This window comes from Carboxylicivirga sp. M1479, assembly GCF_007097485.1.
Classification (GTDB): domain Bacteria; phylum Bacteroidota; class Bacteroidia; order Bacteroidales; family Marinilabiliaceae; genus Carboxylicivirga.
The window spans coordinates 1-14,780 of sequence record NZ_VKDE01000028.1 but is presented as its reverse complement, the minus strand read 5'-3'; the positions used below and the strand labels follow the sequence as shown (position 1 = coordinate 14,780).

The window sequence follows — 14,780 nt, the reverse complement described above, 5'->3', positions numbered from 1 at the left end:
TGAATCAAACCACGCGAAGGGATTGACTTCGTCGAACGCTGTTTCGCGCGGGAGCAGTGGGGTGATCTTGAAATGCTTTTTGTACATCCAAAAGAAAGAGGAAATGGTATTGGAAAGGACCTCTTAGAATATGCAATCGACGAACAAAAAGTTACAAAAGTTGACGTGAATGAAGACAATGAACAGGCGGTTGGATTTTATGAAAAATTTGGATTTAAAACATGTAAACGTTCAGAATTGGATTTATCAGGCAAACCTTATCCGACTTTACATATGAAACTAGAGAAATAAGAAATGCTAACAAACTCCGCTATTGGGCGATTACTTTCGCGTGATATTGATGTAATTCGTAGATAAAACATTCATCAATAAAAAATAAATAGGCAGGGCATAAGCAACTATACCCTTTTTTCTTTTAGATGTATTCCCTTATTACTGGATATTAAACTATTTTTATGCGTTCAATATAAAAAACACACGTGTAATGCTATTTGGCGGAACATTATTAAACGTTTTAACTGTACTTGTGGGAAGCACCATCGGAATATTGATTGGTAATCGAATCCCAGAGAAAGTTACCAAAGGGGTTTTTCAAGTACTAGGCTTGTTTACTTTGGTGTTAGGGGTGAGTATGGCCATAAAAGGCGAAGCCATTCTAATTATTATTTTCAGTTTGATATTGGGTACCGTCATTGGAGAATTGCTCGATTTAGATAAAAAAGTAGAAGGCCTGAGTGATTGGTTAAAAACACGACTAAAACTTAAGAACCCTAAAATAACAGAGGGCATGCTAACGGCTTTTTTATTGTATTGCGTTGGTTCAATGACCATACTAGGTGCCATTGATGAGGGAATGGGAAACGGATCGGAAATTTTAATGACTAAAGCTTTGATGGATGGATTTTCATCCATTGCTCTGGCATCGGTTTTTGGTATGGGCGTGGGACTGTCGGTTGTACCCATGCTATTGTTTCAAGGAGGCATAACTCTTTTAGCCTTTATTTTGGGTGATTTTATTGCTCCGGTAATTATTAACGAACTAAGTGCTGTTGGTGGTGTTTTACTAGTGGGTTTAGGAATTAATATATTAGAAATTAAACACATTCGTATTATGAATATGTTGCCGTCTTTATTGGTGGTGGTGCTAATGGCTTGGTTAGCTCTTTATTTTAACGTCATTTGATAAAAATTATACCTTGGAAATAAATACAAAAAATATACTAATTCAAATGTTTGAAAAGTGGGCCGGAGAAGAGGCTCGCTCTTTTGTGATGTTGCCTCAATCGGGCTCATATCGCGAGTACTACCGTATCACAGGTCGTACTAAAACTGCCCTTGGCGCCTTTAATGCCGATGAAAAGGAAAATCGTGCCTTTATTGAGTTTTCAAAACACTTTAAAGAAAAGGATTTGTCGGTGCCTGAGGTGTATGCACACAATTTAGAGAAGCATGTTTACCTGCAACAAGATTTGGGCGATGTAACACTATATAGTTTCTTACAGGGCGTAAGAAAGGAACAGTCGTTCCCCGATGATTTGCTTGTGTTTTATAAAAAAACACTGAAGAGTCTGATTGATTTTCAGGTGAAAGGTGGCGAAGGTTTAGACTATGATCATTGCTATCCGCGTCAGGCTTTTGACCGTCAATCCATGTTGTGGGATTTGCATTACTTTAAGTACTATTTTCTTAAGTTAGCACGTGTGCCATTTGACGAGCAGGCACTCGAAGATGATTATCATCGTTTAATCGATTTTCTACTCGAAGTCGAGCATAATTATTTCCTATATCGCGATTTCCAGTCGCGTAACATAATGGTGGTGAATGATGAGCCATGGTTTATCGATTACCAGGGAGGGCGTAAAGGTGCTTTGCAATACGATTTGGCTTCTTTGTTGTTCGATGCCAAGGCCGATATTCCTAACGAAATAAGAGAAGAGCTACTGGATTATTATGTCGATGAATTACAAAAACATCAGACAGTAGACCGCCCAGACTTTATACGACATTACCAGGGTTATGTGTTAATTCGTATTATGCAGGCCATGGGAGCCTACGGTTTTAGGGGCTTTTACGAAAAGAAAGAGCATTTTTTAAAGAGTATTCCTTTTGCAATCAGCAATTTAAAATACCTGCTTGATAAGGTTGAGTTGGGCATTGAACTACCAACGCTTTTTGCCGCTCTCCACAATGTTTGTGAATCTGAAGAGCTAAAGACGATAGGTCAAAAGTCAACGACCCTTACTGTTTACATCACCAGTTTTTCATTTAAAAGAGGTGTGCCTGTTGATGTATCTGGTAACGGAGGTGGCTTTGTTTTCGACTGTCGAGCCATTCATAATCCTGGGCGTTATCCCGAGTATGCGGATAAGACGGGTAAGGATGAGGAGGTGATCACCTTTTTTGCTAAAGAGCCTGAGATGGCAGAATTTTTGAAAGATTCGTTTGCCCTGGTTGAAAAATCTGTTGAGAAATACATATCGCGTGGCTTTCAAAACCTAATGGTTAATTTTGGATGTACGGGTGGACAACACCGTTCTGTATATAGTGCCGAGGCACTGGCAACGCATTTGCAGCATAAGTACAAGGTTAATGTTGAGCTGAAGCATGTAGAGCAAGAAATGAAGAAGAAGTAAAGTACGATGGCAAGAAAGAAATGTAAAGATCCGGAGAAGCTAAACAATCCGGTGGTGAAAGAGAGCCATGTTTATGAGTGCAAAAAATGTGGTATTGGTTCTAAAAAGGAATCAAAATTGTGCAAACCTAAAAAAATAAGAGACTAGTGAATGCAATGATTTTTGCTGCCGGCCTCGGCACGCGCCTAAAGCCACTCACCAATAATCTTCCTAAAGCCTTAGCTCCTTTTATGGGTAAGCCCTTATTGTGGCACGCTATTAAAAGTATGGAAGCAGTAGGTGTTAAACGAATTGTGGTTAACGTACACCATTTTGCTCAGCAAATAATCGATTTTGTAGAAGCGAATGATTGGCAGGCTGATGTAATTATATCTGACGAATCGGATTTACTATTGGAAACTGGTGGGGGGCTGCTGAAAGCAAAACCTTTTTTTATTGCAAATGAACCTGTTCTGATACGAAATGTTGATATTATCACATCTACAAATCTAGAAAGTTTCATATATTCGCATCGAAATAATAAAAACGATGCAACCTTAATGGTTAAAAAGCGTAATACATCACGTTATTTATTATTTGATGATAAAATGCATTTGTGTGGATGGAAAAATACAAAAACACAAGAGCAAATAGATGTTTATCAGGCTAGTAATAAAAAAGACTTAGCTTTTAGTGGAATGCACATTGTTGAAGCTCATCTTTTAAATAAAATGGGTGCAATAAGGCCGTTTTCAATTATTCAGGCTTATTTAGATTTGGCAGCACAATATCAAATAAATGGTTATCAGGTTGATGATAATGAGGCCTGGTTTGATGTGGGAACAATAGAGAAATTACAAGACGCAGAAAAATATTATTCAGGGAAATAAACTAACTAATATGAATGAAATTCAAAGTGGAACAGGAAGAGGGCGTTTAGGCGATCCGCTTCAGCAATTTATGAAATTTTTCTCCAGCGGTAGTGCTTTATTAATGCTTGCTACTGCAATAGCGGTTGTTTGGGCTAACGTAGATTACGTGAGTTACGATCATTTTTGGCACAGTAAGTTTGGCATTTCTTCCGAACTGTTTAGTGTTGAAATGGGTTTAACACACTGGATTAACGATGGATTAATGGCCATTTTCTTTTTTGTGGTGGGCTTAGAAATCAAGCGTGAGTTTTTAGCTGGAGAGCTGAGTTCATTTAAGCAAGCATCGTTACCAATTTTTGCCGCTATTGGAGGTATGGTGGTGCCAATTGCTTTATACATGATGTTTGGCTTCGAAGGAACAGCATCGAAAGGTTGGGGTATACCAATGGCAACCGATATTGCTTTTTCATTGGGTATTCTATCACTTTTAGGAAAACGAGTGCCTCTTGCGTTGAAAGTATTTCTTACAGCCTTAGCCATTGTAGATGACTTGGGTGCTGTATTGGTAATTGCCTTGTTTTATGGTGGCGACCTTCAGTGGATGAACCTTTTAATTGCAGGTGGATTACTTATTGTTTTAACAATCGCAAACCTTAGAAATATCCAGAACCTTAAACTCTATACTTTCTTAGGTTTTATCATTTGGTATTTGTTTTTACAATCAGGTGTTAATGGACCTGGTTCAGGTTTGCATGCCACCATTGCGGGTGTATTAATTGCCTTTACCATTCCTGCCCGTCCAAAAGTTCATGTCAATGAATTTTTAGCTCGTATCAAATCCGGCTTAACACGTTTTGATTCGGTGCCTAAAAGTGAAAACGAACGTGTATTAACCGATGATCAATTATATGCCATCAATGATATTAACTACAGTGTGAAAAAGGTACAGAGTCCACTGCAATTGATCGAACACCAGTTTCATGGTTTTATCAGTTTGTTTGTGTTGCCAGTGTTTGCATTGGCCAATGCAGGTGTTACTTTAATTCATCACGGCGAAGGAAGCGGCGAAGTATTTACAACATTATCACTGGCTATTGCCTTTAGTTTAGTTGTTGGTAAAGGTATTGGTATCACTTTCTTTTCATGGTTGGCTGTTAGGCTTGGTATTGCTGTTAAGCCTAAGCGTTCGTCATGGTTATCATTCTTAGGTCTGGCATTTTTAGGTGGAATTGGTTTTACCATGTCCATATTTATTGCCAGTTTAGGCTTTAAAGGAAGTGCTGAGTTATTGAATCAAGCGAAGATTGGTATTTTCGTGGGTTCTATCATTGCCGGATTAGCCGGTTTCTACCTGCTCAAATATTCTTTGAGAAAGGATGAAGAGAGTAAGCCCATAACAACGAGATAAAAATTATAGAATAAGGAGTACCAAAATGGTGCTCCTTTTTTTTGCCTATGTTTCAATAGCATCTAAAATAATTTTGTTGAATATGCTGTACACCTTGTTCAATCTCGGCCTCAGCCAGTGAGCCAAAAAACAGGATTGAAATAACGTTTAAGAATTGTTTTTTTGTTTGAGACTTTTGTTGGAACAAAAAAGTCGAGTTTAAAACAATTTCAGTTATGAAACCTAGTTTTTTGAGAGAATTGGAGCAAAGCGGAAAACATGAACTCATTTAAAAACTAACACTTTAGTGAACTAAGTGGGTGCAGCCGACGGACTTTTTGTCAACTTTTTTGACTGCAGAAAAAAGTTGGAGCCATCGCAGCTATCAGGGAATTCGCTTTTAAGCATTTTAACCACCTCCCCACTTCGTGGTACTCCTCCTTGGCAAGGATGAGAGGGATGAAAAAACGTCCCCTCCTGAACTTTAGGAGGGGTGCCGACAGGCGGGGTGGTGTAATTAGTTTTAAAAGCAATTTCCCTGTCGCAGCTATAGCGAAAAAAATAATTTGGGCAATATTGCCTATGTTTACAGCAAAATTGCATCAACCAAAAACACAATGAATAATTTTATTGCCGCACATCAAGGAGAATTAGCAGCATTAGTAACGGCAGTATGCTGGACATTTACCTCACTTTCATTTGAGTCAGCGGGTAAGAAAGTTGGCTCCATGTCGGTTAATATTATTCGCCTGTTTATGGCCATTGGTTTATTGGGGACCTTGCAGTATTTTCGCTTTGGTTACTTCTTTCCTGAGGGGGCTGATACGTATCAATGGATGTGGTTAGGTATAAGTGGGCTGGTTGGTTTTGTAATTGGTGATATGCTCCTTTTTCAGGCTTTTGTAGTGATAGGAGCTCGCATCTCCATGCTTGTCATGTCTCTTTCGCCACCATTGGCTGCTTTCTTTGGCTGGCTTATATTGGGCGAACAATTAACCTTAGCCCATGTGGCTGGGATGATAATAACCATGCTTGGTATCTCTCTGGTCATATTGGGTAAACCTCAAAAAGGCAAACGACTGCAAATAAAATATCCGATTAAAGGTATTCTGTTGGCATTCGGAGGTGCTAGTGGTCAGGGCTTGGGCTTGGTGCTGAGTAAGCTTGGTATGGGCGATTACGATCCTGCTTCAGCCACCATGATTAGAGTGCTGGCTGGTACGCTTGGCTTTTCTATACTCTTTCTATTTACCGGGCATTGGCCTAAAGTCATTAAAGCTTTGAGTTATGGTGCTGCCATGGCCCGTATTTCTATTGGAGCCTTTTTTGGCCCATTTTTGGGAGTATCGTTTTCTTTGTTGGCAATTAAGTATACCACAACAGGCGTGGCTTCAACCATCATGTCTATCGTACCTGTACTAATTATCCCTCCGGCTATCCTTTTGTTTAAAGAGCGGGTGTCACTCAAAGAAGTATTGGGTGCCGCAATAGCCGTATTAGGAGTGGTCGTTCTTTTCTGGTTTTAACCGGTAATCTTCAACATCACTTTAGCGGCGGTTAACAAGGTGCCAACCATTATAATTATGGTGAAATATATCGTTTTATAATCGCTGCCAAACGTTTCGGCAATGCCTGCTTTTAGTATCCGTTTATTGTGGTGCGATACCATAACAAAGCGTGGGAATATGCGTAAATAGATGCCGTAAACAATGCGACCGAGTATTATTCCCAATAGAAATCCACCAATAATATCACCTGGGTAATGCACACCCATGTATACTCTTGAATAGGCATTAATAGCTGCCCAGGTAAACATGAAAATGCTAAATGTTTTGTTGCGGAATATAAGACTGGTAAACATAGCCAAGCCAAAGGCATTGGTAGAGTGGGATGAAACAAATCCATACATACCGCCACGCTTGCCATTTATAAGATGAACCAAATACTTTAGATCTTCGTCGCGAGATGGTCGCAAACGCTCAAAGCCCTCTTTAAATACATTTGTTGAAATCTGATCGCACAAGGTGATCAAAAGTCCAATTGCCAGTAAAGTTACAATCCCTCTTAAGCCATGGTTTTTAAATAATACGTAGGCAATGGTGAGGTAAAGTGGTATCCAAACCTCTTTGCTGGTAAACATCCAAAAAAAGTTATCCCAATAGCCATTGTGGAAACTATTTAGAAAAAGCAATAATTCCTTATCCAGTTCGATGAGTGATTGTAAGAATCCCATAAAATTTTATTTGCAACGAATTTAAGTTTTTATTCAATTACTTTGAATAAATAACCAACCTTAATACATACTTTTTTACTATTTAGTTACGCTTTCTATTACTGTCTTGTTAAATCATTCTTAAAACTAGTTTTGAATGATATTTTTTTTGTAAAATTGTGAGAATGCTTAAACTCAGACAACATATTGCCTTTCTGTTATTAGCTGTTTACAGCGTGATATTTGCGCACAATGTGATTCCTCATGATCATCATTTTGGTATCGCCAGTGAGTTAATGAGCAGCGTTCAGCAGCTAGAGTGTGAGCATCACCATGGCTCAGGAATTGAAGCACATAGTGAAGGGCTCCGTCACCATCATCATACAGCAGATACAGAGTTGCATCATCACCATGAGCATGACGATCACGCCGCATGTCATTTCGATGTTAGGCCAGTTACCTCAAAAACAATGGCTTTACCCATGTTTGCCTATGTTGTAGCAATCATTCAGTTGAATGAGCCGGTTAATGAAATAACAAACCACCAAATAGATTACTTCCCTCAAAAACTCCTGGAGGGTTATAATTATGCAGTTCCCTTAAGGGCGCCGCCTGCAATAGCATGATTGAAACTTAAGAAATTAATTGATTGTCTTATTTAAAATGGGGCAATTGATATGACTTTTATTTACTAATTCAATCTATTGAAATCATGCGAAAAATTTTGTTTGTACTGGCTGTTTCGGCCTTTGTTTTATCATCATGCGGAACTAAAAAAGCAGAACAGAAAGAGGGTGTGCATGTGCATGCCGATGGTACTGTTCACGAAGCTCATGGAACTACAGATCATGCCACGCCTGCTCAAGAGGCCTATGATGTAAAAGACGAACATGCTTGCTCTAAAGAGTGCAGTAAAGATAGTTGTAAGACTAAAACTGAATGCATTGAAGTGAAGCATGCCAATGAAACAGAGTCTCATGAACATCACGGTCATGATCATGACCACGGTCACCAGCATTAAAAAGCAGGTCTAAGGCTATCACCAACAGAGAAGAACTTTTCTGTTGGTGGTGCTTTTATTAATTAGGTTGTCATAACAAAATATAACAAATGAATTTAGTTAAACTAATATGCTTTAGCATGTTGCTTTTATCTGTTGCCTGTACTTCAAAGGTTTCTGATAATGGTGGTCATGCACATGATGATATTACAGTGCCTTACACAGCATACTCCGGTAAAGTGGAGGTTTTTGCCGACGTTCAGCCTTTGGCTGTTGGGGGTACTTCGGAGTTAATTGTGCACTTAACTAGTTTGGAAAATTTTAAACCAATCGTAACACCGTACCTGAATCTATCTCTTGAGGTAGGCCAAAAGGGTATTCGTGTAAAGTCGGAAAATGCGCTTAAACCAGGTATATTTAAACTGGCGATTCAACCTGAATATACTGGTAAAGGACGCTTGGTTTTTGAATTTTTACTGGATGGTAAAAACCATCAAGTAAGCATCGACGATGTAATGGTTTATGACGATCCGCATGAGGCTGTGCACTGGGCGGAAAAGGATATCCCATCGTCGCCCAATGGTATTAGCTTTACCAAAGAGCAATCATGGAAAGTTGATTTTAAAGCCGAAGAAATAGCGTTACAGAGTTTTGGTGATGTATTTAAAGCAAGTGCCAGAGTGACCATTTCTCCATTGGCTAAGAGCGTTGTTGCCGCTAAATCAAACGGCTTTGTTCAGTTCACAGCTGGATTGCTTACAGCTGGTAAAGATATTAGAAAAGGTGAGAGTTTATTAACTATTTCGGGGAAAGGTCTAACTGAGAATAATGCTATTGTGCGTTTGCAAGAGGCAAAAGTGGAATATGAAATTGCAAAAACCGATTATGAACGGGATCAGCGTTTGCATCAGCAAAAAATTGTTTCTGATCGTAAGTTATTGGAAGCAAAAGCTCGATTAGACAAAGCTCGTAATCAGTGGCGTAGCTTGCAGTCAACCGTTAATGTAAACGGTGAACGTATAAGATCATCTGCAACAGGTTTTATTGATGAGGTCTATGTTAATAATGGTGACTATGTCACTGCTGGTAGTCCGCTTTTATCAATAGGGCAAAACAGTCGCATGTTAATTACCGCTCTCGTGCCAAGTTCTCAAATGCTTTCAATTGAGCATTTAAGCGATGCATCTATCGAATTCAATAATCATGAAATAATGAATTTGAGCGATTTGGATGGATACCTTGTATCAGTTGGACAGTCGGTTGATAAAAGCTCTCAACAAATACCAGTAATGATGGAGATAGACCATCACCCATTACTACTTGATGGCGGTGTGGTAAATGTTTATTTAAAAACCAGTGATAATAAGCAACGCTTGTTAGTACCAAAATCAGCACTTGTAGAGATGCAGGGTTTGTATTTTGTATACATTCAATTGACTCCAGAGCTATTTGAGAGGCGTCAAGTTGAAATTGGTAATAACGATGGCCATATGTTTGTGATTGAAAAGGGCTTAATGGCCGGGGAGCGTATTGTAACTCAGGGAGCTATTTTAGTTAAGCTGGCAGCCATGTCTAATACAGTTGACCCACATGCCGGTCATGTACATTAAGAGAGGGATTTATGCTAAATAAGATTATACATTTTTCGCTCCACAATAAGCTGATAGTGCTGTTGGGAGCAGTGGTGCTTATGTTGGCAGGTGTTTACACTGCTAATAATATGGATGTTGACGTTTTTCCCGATTTAACCGCGCCCACAGTGGTAATTATGACAGATGCGCATGGCATGGCAACCGAGGAAGTTGAACGCCTGGTATCTTTCCCTATTGAAACCGCTGTGAATGGAGCAACGGATGTGCGACGTGTTCGTTCAGCTAGCTCTCATGGTTTTTCATTTGTATGGGTTGAATTTGATTGGGGAACAGATGTGTTTAAGGCGCGTCAGATTGTAAGTGAGAAGCTTGTGACACTAGCGGGGCAATTACCACTGGGTATATCACAACCAGTATTAGCTCCTCAGTCAAGTGTAATGGGAGAAATTCTGTTTATTGGTTTGCAATCAGACAGTACGGATTTAATGAGCTTGAGAACCATTGCCGATTGGCAGGTAAAACCACTTTTATTAGCAACAGGAGGGGTCTCACAGGTAACAATTATTGGTGGTGATTACAAGCAGTATAAAGTGTTGGCTGACCCAATGAAGATGATGCATTATCAAGTGTCATTGGATGAACTGGCTGAAGTGTGTTCTGGTATAAGCCAGAATAGTACTGGCGGGGTGGTGCGCGAATTTGGTAATGAATATGTTGTTAGAGGCATGGCTCGAAGTTCCAGTATTGAAGTATTGGGGAATTCGCTCGTCAAGCAAAATAAGGGATTACCGATCTATGTCAGAAATCTTGCAGAAGTAGTAATTGAGCCTGCAGTGAAAATGGGCTACGCATCGCAAAATGCCACTCCGGCTGTTGTTATTTCTATCTCAAAGCAGCCAGTTACCAATACTTTGGCACTTACTCAAAAGATTGAAGCCAACCTATTGGAGCTGATTGAAACTTTGCCAAGCGACGTTAAGCTAGATACCAAGATATTTCGACAAGCTGATTTCATTGAAACATCAGTTAATAATGTGCGAAGAGCCTTATTAGAGGGAGGTTTGTTTGTTGTGATAATTCTGTTCTTATTCTTAGGAAGTTTTAGAACCACCATTATTTCTTTGCTGGCAATTCCTTTGTCCTTATTGGGAGCCATTATTGTTTTAAAATACCTCGATTTAAATATCAATACCATGAGTTTGGGTGGTATGGCTATTGCCATTGGCTCATTGGTTGATGATGCCATTATTGACGTGGAGAATGTTTACAAACGCTTGCGGCAAAATTACCAAAAACCGAAAAAGGAGCGAGCATCATCCATTGTTATCGTGTATGAGGCCTCAAAAGAGATTAGGGCGTCTATATTAAATGCAACGCTAATCATTATAGTTGCTTTTATTCCTTTGTTCTTTTTATCAGGAATGGAGGGACGCATGCTGCAGCCCCTTGGTATAGCCTATATTGTTTCCTTGTTTATGTCCTTGCTAATTGCCATGACAATTACGCCGCTTTTGTGTCATTTATTATTGTCGAATGATAAATACCTGCAAAAGAAAAGTAAAGACGGTCGTTTGTCGCGGTTCTTACAAGCAAATTATAAGACATCTCTTCACTGGGTTTTAAATCATAAAACGGGGTTTCTTATTGGTAGCCTGATGTTGTTTATTGTAGCGATGGGTGTTATGAGTCGCATGGGACGAAGTTTTTTGCCAGAATTTAATGAGGGCGCTTTAACTATATCTGCCGTTAGTCAGCCGGGTGTGTCCTTAGAGGTAAGCAATCAGTTGGGAAATTTAATAGAAGAGCAATTGTTGTTAATACCAGAGGTAACTAGCACGGCCAGAAGAACCGGACGTGGCGAATTGGATGAACATTCACAAACCACCAATAGTGCTGAGATTGATGTCAATTTTATTCTGGGTGATCGTCATCAGGATGAATTTATGGAAGAAGTAAGGGATTGTTTGGCCAGTGTACCGGGTGTAGCCACCACCGTTGGTCAGCCATTGGGGCACCGCATCGATCATATGTTATCGGGTACCAGAGCTAATATAGCCATTAAAATATTTGGTCAGGATCTGAATCAATTATTTGTTTTGGGTAATCAATTGAAGAATACAGTACAAAATGTTGAGGGGCTGGTAGATGTTAATGTGGAACAACAAACAGAAGTGCCACAATTGCAAATTAAAGCCGATCGAAACAAATTAGCCATGTATGGTATTACCATGAATGAGTTTAATGAGTTTGTAGATGTTGCTTTTGCGGGCGAAAAATTAGCAGATATTTACGAAGGCCAGAAAAGTTTTGACCTGGTATTGCGCTTCAATCACGATTATACAAGCACAGTTGAAGGACTCAAAAAAGCTTTGATTGATACAGATGATGGCAGAAAAGTACCGCTTGAAAATGTTGCGACCATCAGTTCAGCAACTGGCCCGGGCATGGTGTCGCGCGAAAATGTACAGCGTAAATTAGTGGTTTCGGCAAATGTGGCTGGACGCGATTTGCGAAGCACTGTTAATGACATTAAACAGCTTGTGAAAATGCAAATGTACTTACCAGAAGGCTACCGAATTGAGTATGGCGGTCAGTTTGAAAGTGAAGCAAAAGCTTCTCAAACGCTCTTGCTAACATCAATATTAGCTATCTGTATAATTTTCTTATTGCTATACCAGGAGTTTAAAAATGCCCGATTGGCAAGTATAATTCTGTTGAATTTACCACTGGCCCTAATTGGTGGCGTTTTTGCCATAAAAATAACTTCAGGCGTAATTAGTATCCCGGCTATAATTGGGTTCATCACTTTGTTTGGAATAGCCACACGAAATGGTATTCTATTAATTTCCAATTATCAGCAGTTCACACAATCTGGAGTTTCAATAAAAGAGTTGATTGTTAATGGTTCAAGTGATCGCTTAAATCCAATTTTAATGACAGCTTTAACAGCTGCTTTGGCATTAATTCCCCTCGCTTTAAATGGCGACCAGCCTGGGAATGAGATTCAAAGCCCCATGGCTAAAGTAATTTTGGGAGGTTTATTAACATCTACCTTGTTAAATATGTATGTAATACCAATTGTATATTATTTGTTACGAAAAAAGAACAAAGCATTGGTAGAGAAAGGAGGTCAATCATGAGAATTTCGATAGTAGTTGTTTTAGTAATGCTGACGAGCATCCTTAGTGCGCAGCAATCAATTGTTCCTTTTCTTCAAGCGGTGGAGGAAAATAATTTGACACTCAAAAGATTGCGGGCGCAAGCCGATGCTGTTATTGTAGGTAATAAGACAGGTTTAAATCCATCGAACCCGCAAATTGAGTACATTTATCAATGGGGAAATACCAATGAACTTGGTAATAAACAGGAGTTTCATGTTCGCCAAAGTTTTGACTTTCCATCGGCCTATCGTTACCGAAAGCAAATGATGAATAGTTTGAACGAAAAAGCGGAGAGTGATTATTTAAATGCCTATAATGCTGTAATGCTTAACGCTCAGCAAATTTTGTTCCGCATAATTTATTATAAAGCTCTCATCAATGAATATGAGATTAGGCTTGAGCATGCCCGTGAAATAGCTAAAGCCTTTCATATAAAGTTTGATGAGGGAGATGCCAATATTATTGAGCGTAACAAAGCTGATATTAATCTTTTGAATGCACAAAACGATTTTGCGCAACTAGCCTCAGCACAGCAGATTTTAATGGAGCAATTACAAAGTGTAAATGGTGGTCAAATAATTAATTTCGACAATGAAGATTGGCCCCTTACAGTTTTGCCAAGTGATTTTGAACTGTGGTTTAACGAAAATGCCGATATCATACCTCAATTACAAAGCCTCAGTATCGATTTGTATGCGAGCCAGTATAACGAAAAACTGAATAAGGCAATGACTCTGCCAAAGCTCACTGGTGGATATAGTTCAGAGTCGAGTAATGTTGATAAGTTTAAGGGTGTTAATGTTGGGATTACCATCCCTTTGTGGGAAAATAAAAATACGGTAAAACAAGCAAAATTGAATACTTTGATGAAAGAAACAGAATTGGCTGATGAGCGCTTAAAGCTTTACCATGGCTTAAGAGCTTTGTATCATCAAGCTCAAAAAATGCAACAGGTGGCAGCTGATTATGATGAATCATTAAGTGCATTTAGTAATGCCGAATTATTGCAAACAGCTTTAGAAAATGGTCAAATTACCATTTTGGAATACATGGTAGAACTGAGTATTTACTATCAAGCGGTTGAGAATGCCCTAAATGCTCAGCTTAATTACCATACCAGTTTAGCTCAAATGAAAGCCTTTCAGCTTAATTAGTATTGTTTGCTTACAAGATTGAAATTCGTTCGTTGAGCATAAGTCGAAATAATACTATAACATCAGCTTATTATTTCGACTGAGCTCAGCGCGATGAATTTTTTATACAATGATATCAACCACCCGATTTCTTAACTTTATAGCCACTGTTTTTAAGCAGCTCAACTACCTTATCTCTAAAATCGCCTTGGACTAGTATTTCGCCATCCTTAACCGAACCACCAACGCCACATTTGCTTTTTAGCATTTTACCCAGGTCCTTTAAGTCATCATCCTGACCTATAAAACCAGTAACTAAAGTCACTTTTTTACCACCTCTTTGTTTTTTATCCAGCATAACCCGCAAATCCTGCTGTTGAGGTTCTAGTGTCTCCTGTTCTTCATCATTATCATATTGGTAGTCGTAATCCTGATTAGTTGAAAATACCACGCCATCAAGATTTTTCCATTTCTTCTTTTTAGCCATTACCTTACTTTTTTTATACAAAAGTAATAATGCCAAGCACTTTTTGTTGTATAAAAATTACTTATCCAGTGCTTTTTACTTAATTTTCAAATTCAAACCCAATACCATGAAACGATCATGTAAATTTGATTATCCAGATTGACACACAGGCGGATGATGAACATTACTTGAGAGTTCCATCTGACAAATGAAAATAAATTTAAACAGATCGTTAGTTTGTGGAATACCTAAATATGAGAAAACCAATTAGGAGTCAAACGTGATTTTTAACTTAGGCAAAAAGCTCCATCTGCTGCATTAACTTTAATAAACAGATAGATAAAA

The 14,780-nt window shown here is 38.9% G+C and carries 13 protein-coding genes; 11 read left to right on the top strand and 2 right to left on the bottom strand.

Translation table 11 applies throughout. The features are described 5' to 3' along the window. Window positions 1–3: 3 nt before the first annotated feature. The 6 genes from FNN09_RS21615 to FNN09_RS15780 all read left to right on the top strand — a co-directional run bounded on the left by FNN09_RS21615 (window position 4) and on the right by FNN09_RS15780 (window position 6,397). Window positions 4–291 (top strand): GNAT family N-acetyltransferase, encoded by a 288-nt coding sequence (locus FNN09_RS21615; RefSeq protein ID WP_367275687.1) that lies wholly within the window; start codon window positions 4–6, stop codon window positions 289–291. 193 nt (window positions 292–484) lie between these two features. Continuing rightward, window positions 485–1,183 carry a DUF554 domain-containing protein gene (locus tag FNN09_RS15800; protein ID WP_143303346.1) on the top strand — a complete coding sequence of 233 codons (699 nt, stop codon included), beginning with the start codon at window positions 485–487 and terminating at the stop codon, window positions 1,181–1,183. 13 nt (window positions 1,184–1,196) lie between these two features. After that, the gene (locus FNN09_RS15795; RefSeq protein WP_255434144.1) at window positions 1,197–2,633 is read left to right on the top strand and encodes an RNase adapter RapZ; all 1,437 of its coding nucleotides are present in this window, start codon (window positions 1,197–1,199) and stop codon (window positions 2,631–2,633) included. Between the two features lie 155 nt (window positions 2,634–2,788). After that, window positions 2,789–3,502 (top strand): sugar phosphate nucleotidyltransferase, encoded by a 714-nt coding sequence (locus FNN09_RS15790; RefSeq protein WP_255434145.1) that lies wholly within the window; start codon window positions 2,789–2,791, stop codon window positions 3,500–3,502. Between the two features lie 10 nt (window positions 3,503–3,512). Beyond that, complete coding sequence (gene nhaA, locus FNN09_RS15785; RefSeq protein ID WP_143303343.1) at window positions 3,513–4,892, top strand: Na+/H+ antiporter NhaA; 1,380 nt, start codon at window positions 3,513–3,515, stop codon at window positions 4,890–4,892. A 596-nt stretch (window positions 4,893–5,488) separates the two neighbouring features. Further along, the gene (locus FNN09_RS15780; RefSeq protein WP_143303342.1) at window positions 5,489–6,397 is read left to right on the top strand and encodes a DMT family transporter; all 909 of its coding nucleotides are present in this window, start codon (window positions 5,489–5,491) and stop codon (window positions 6,395–6,397) included. Here the strand turns inward: FNN09_RS15780 and FNN09_RS15775 are convergent. After that, window positions 6,394–7,104, bottom strand: coding sequence for a phosphatase PAP2 family protein (locus FNN09_RS15775; RefSeq protein WP_143303341.1), 711 nt, complete (start codon window positions 7,102–7,104; stop codon window positions 6,394–6,396). The two genes, FNN09_RS15780 and FNN09_RS15775, sit on opposite strands and share 4 nt — an antisense overlap. 164 nt (window positions 7,105–7,268) lie before the next feature. Here FNN09_RS15775 and FNN09_RS15770 point away from each other — a divergent pair, with 164 nt between their 5' ends. From FNN09_RS15770 to FNN09_RS15750, 5 genes are all read left to right on the top strand, one after another. Further along, window positions 7,269–7,709, top strand: a complete 441-nt coding sequence (locus FNN09_RS15770; protein ID WP_143303340.1) for a hypothetical protein — start codon at window positions 7,269–7,271, stop codon at window positions 7,707–7,709. Window positions 7,710–7,795: 86 nt separating this feature from the next. Continuing rightward, entirely contained in the window at window positions 7,796–8,104 is a 309-nt protein-coding gene (locus FNN09_RS15765) for a hypothetical protein (protein WP_143303339.1), read from the top strand. An 89-nt stretch (window positions 8,105–8,193) separates the two neighbouring features. After that, on the top strand, window positions 8,194–9,693 hold the full coding sequence (locus FNN09_RS15760; RefSeq protein ID WP_143303338.1) for an efflux RND transporter periplasmic adaptor subunit: 1,500 nt from the start codon (window positions 8,194–8,196) through the stop codon (window positions 9,691–9,693). An 11-nt stretch (window positions 9,694–9,704) separates the two neighbouring features. Next, complete coding sequence (locus tag FNN09_RS15755) at window positions 9,705–12,815, top strand: efflux RND transporter permease subunit (RefSeq protein WP_143303337.1); 3,111 nt, start codon at window positions 9,705–9,707, stop codon at window positions 12,813–12,815. Next, window positions 12,812–13,990 carry a TolC family protein gene (locus FNN09_RS15750; protein ID WP_143303336.1) on the top strand — a complete coding sequence of 393 codons (1,179 nt, stop codon included), beginning with the start codon at window positions 12,812–12,814 and terminating at the stop codon, window positions 13,988–13,990. The genes FNN09_RS15755 and FNN09_RS15750 overlap by 4 nt, the downstream gene beginning before the upstream one ends. Before the next feature lie 115 nt (window positions 13,991–14,105). On the opposite strand, the gene FNN09_RS15745 is transcribed toward FNN09_RS15750, so the two are convergent. Next, window positions 14,106–14,456, bottom strand: a complete 351-nt coding sequence (locus FNN09_RS15745) for a translation initiation factor (RefSeq protein ID WP_143303335.1) — start codon at window positions 14,454–14,456, stop codon at window positions 14,106–14,108. Between the last annotated feature and the right edge of the window lie 324 nt (window positions 14,457–14,780).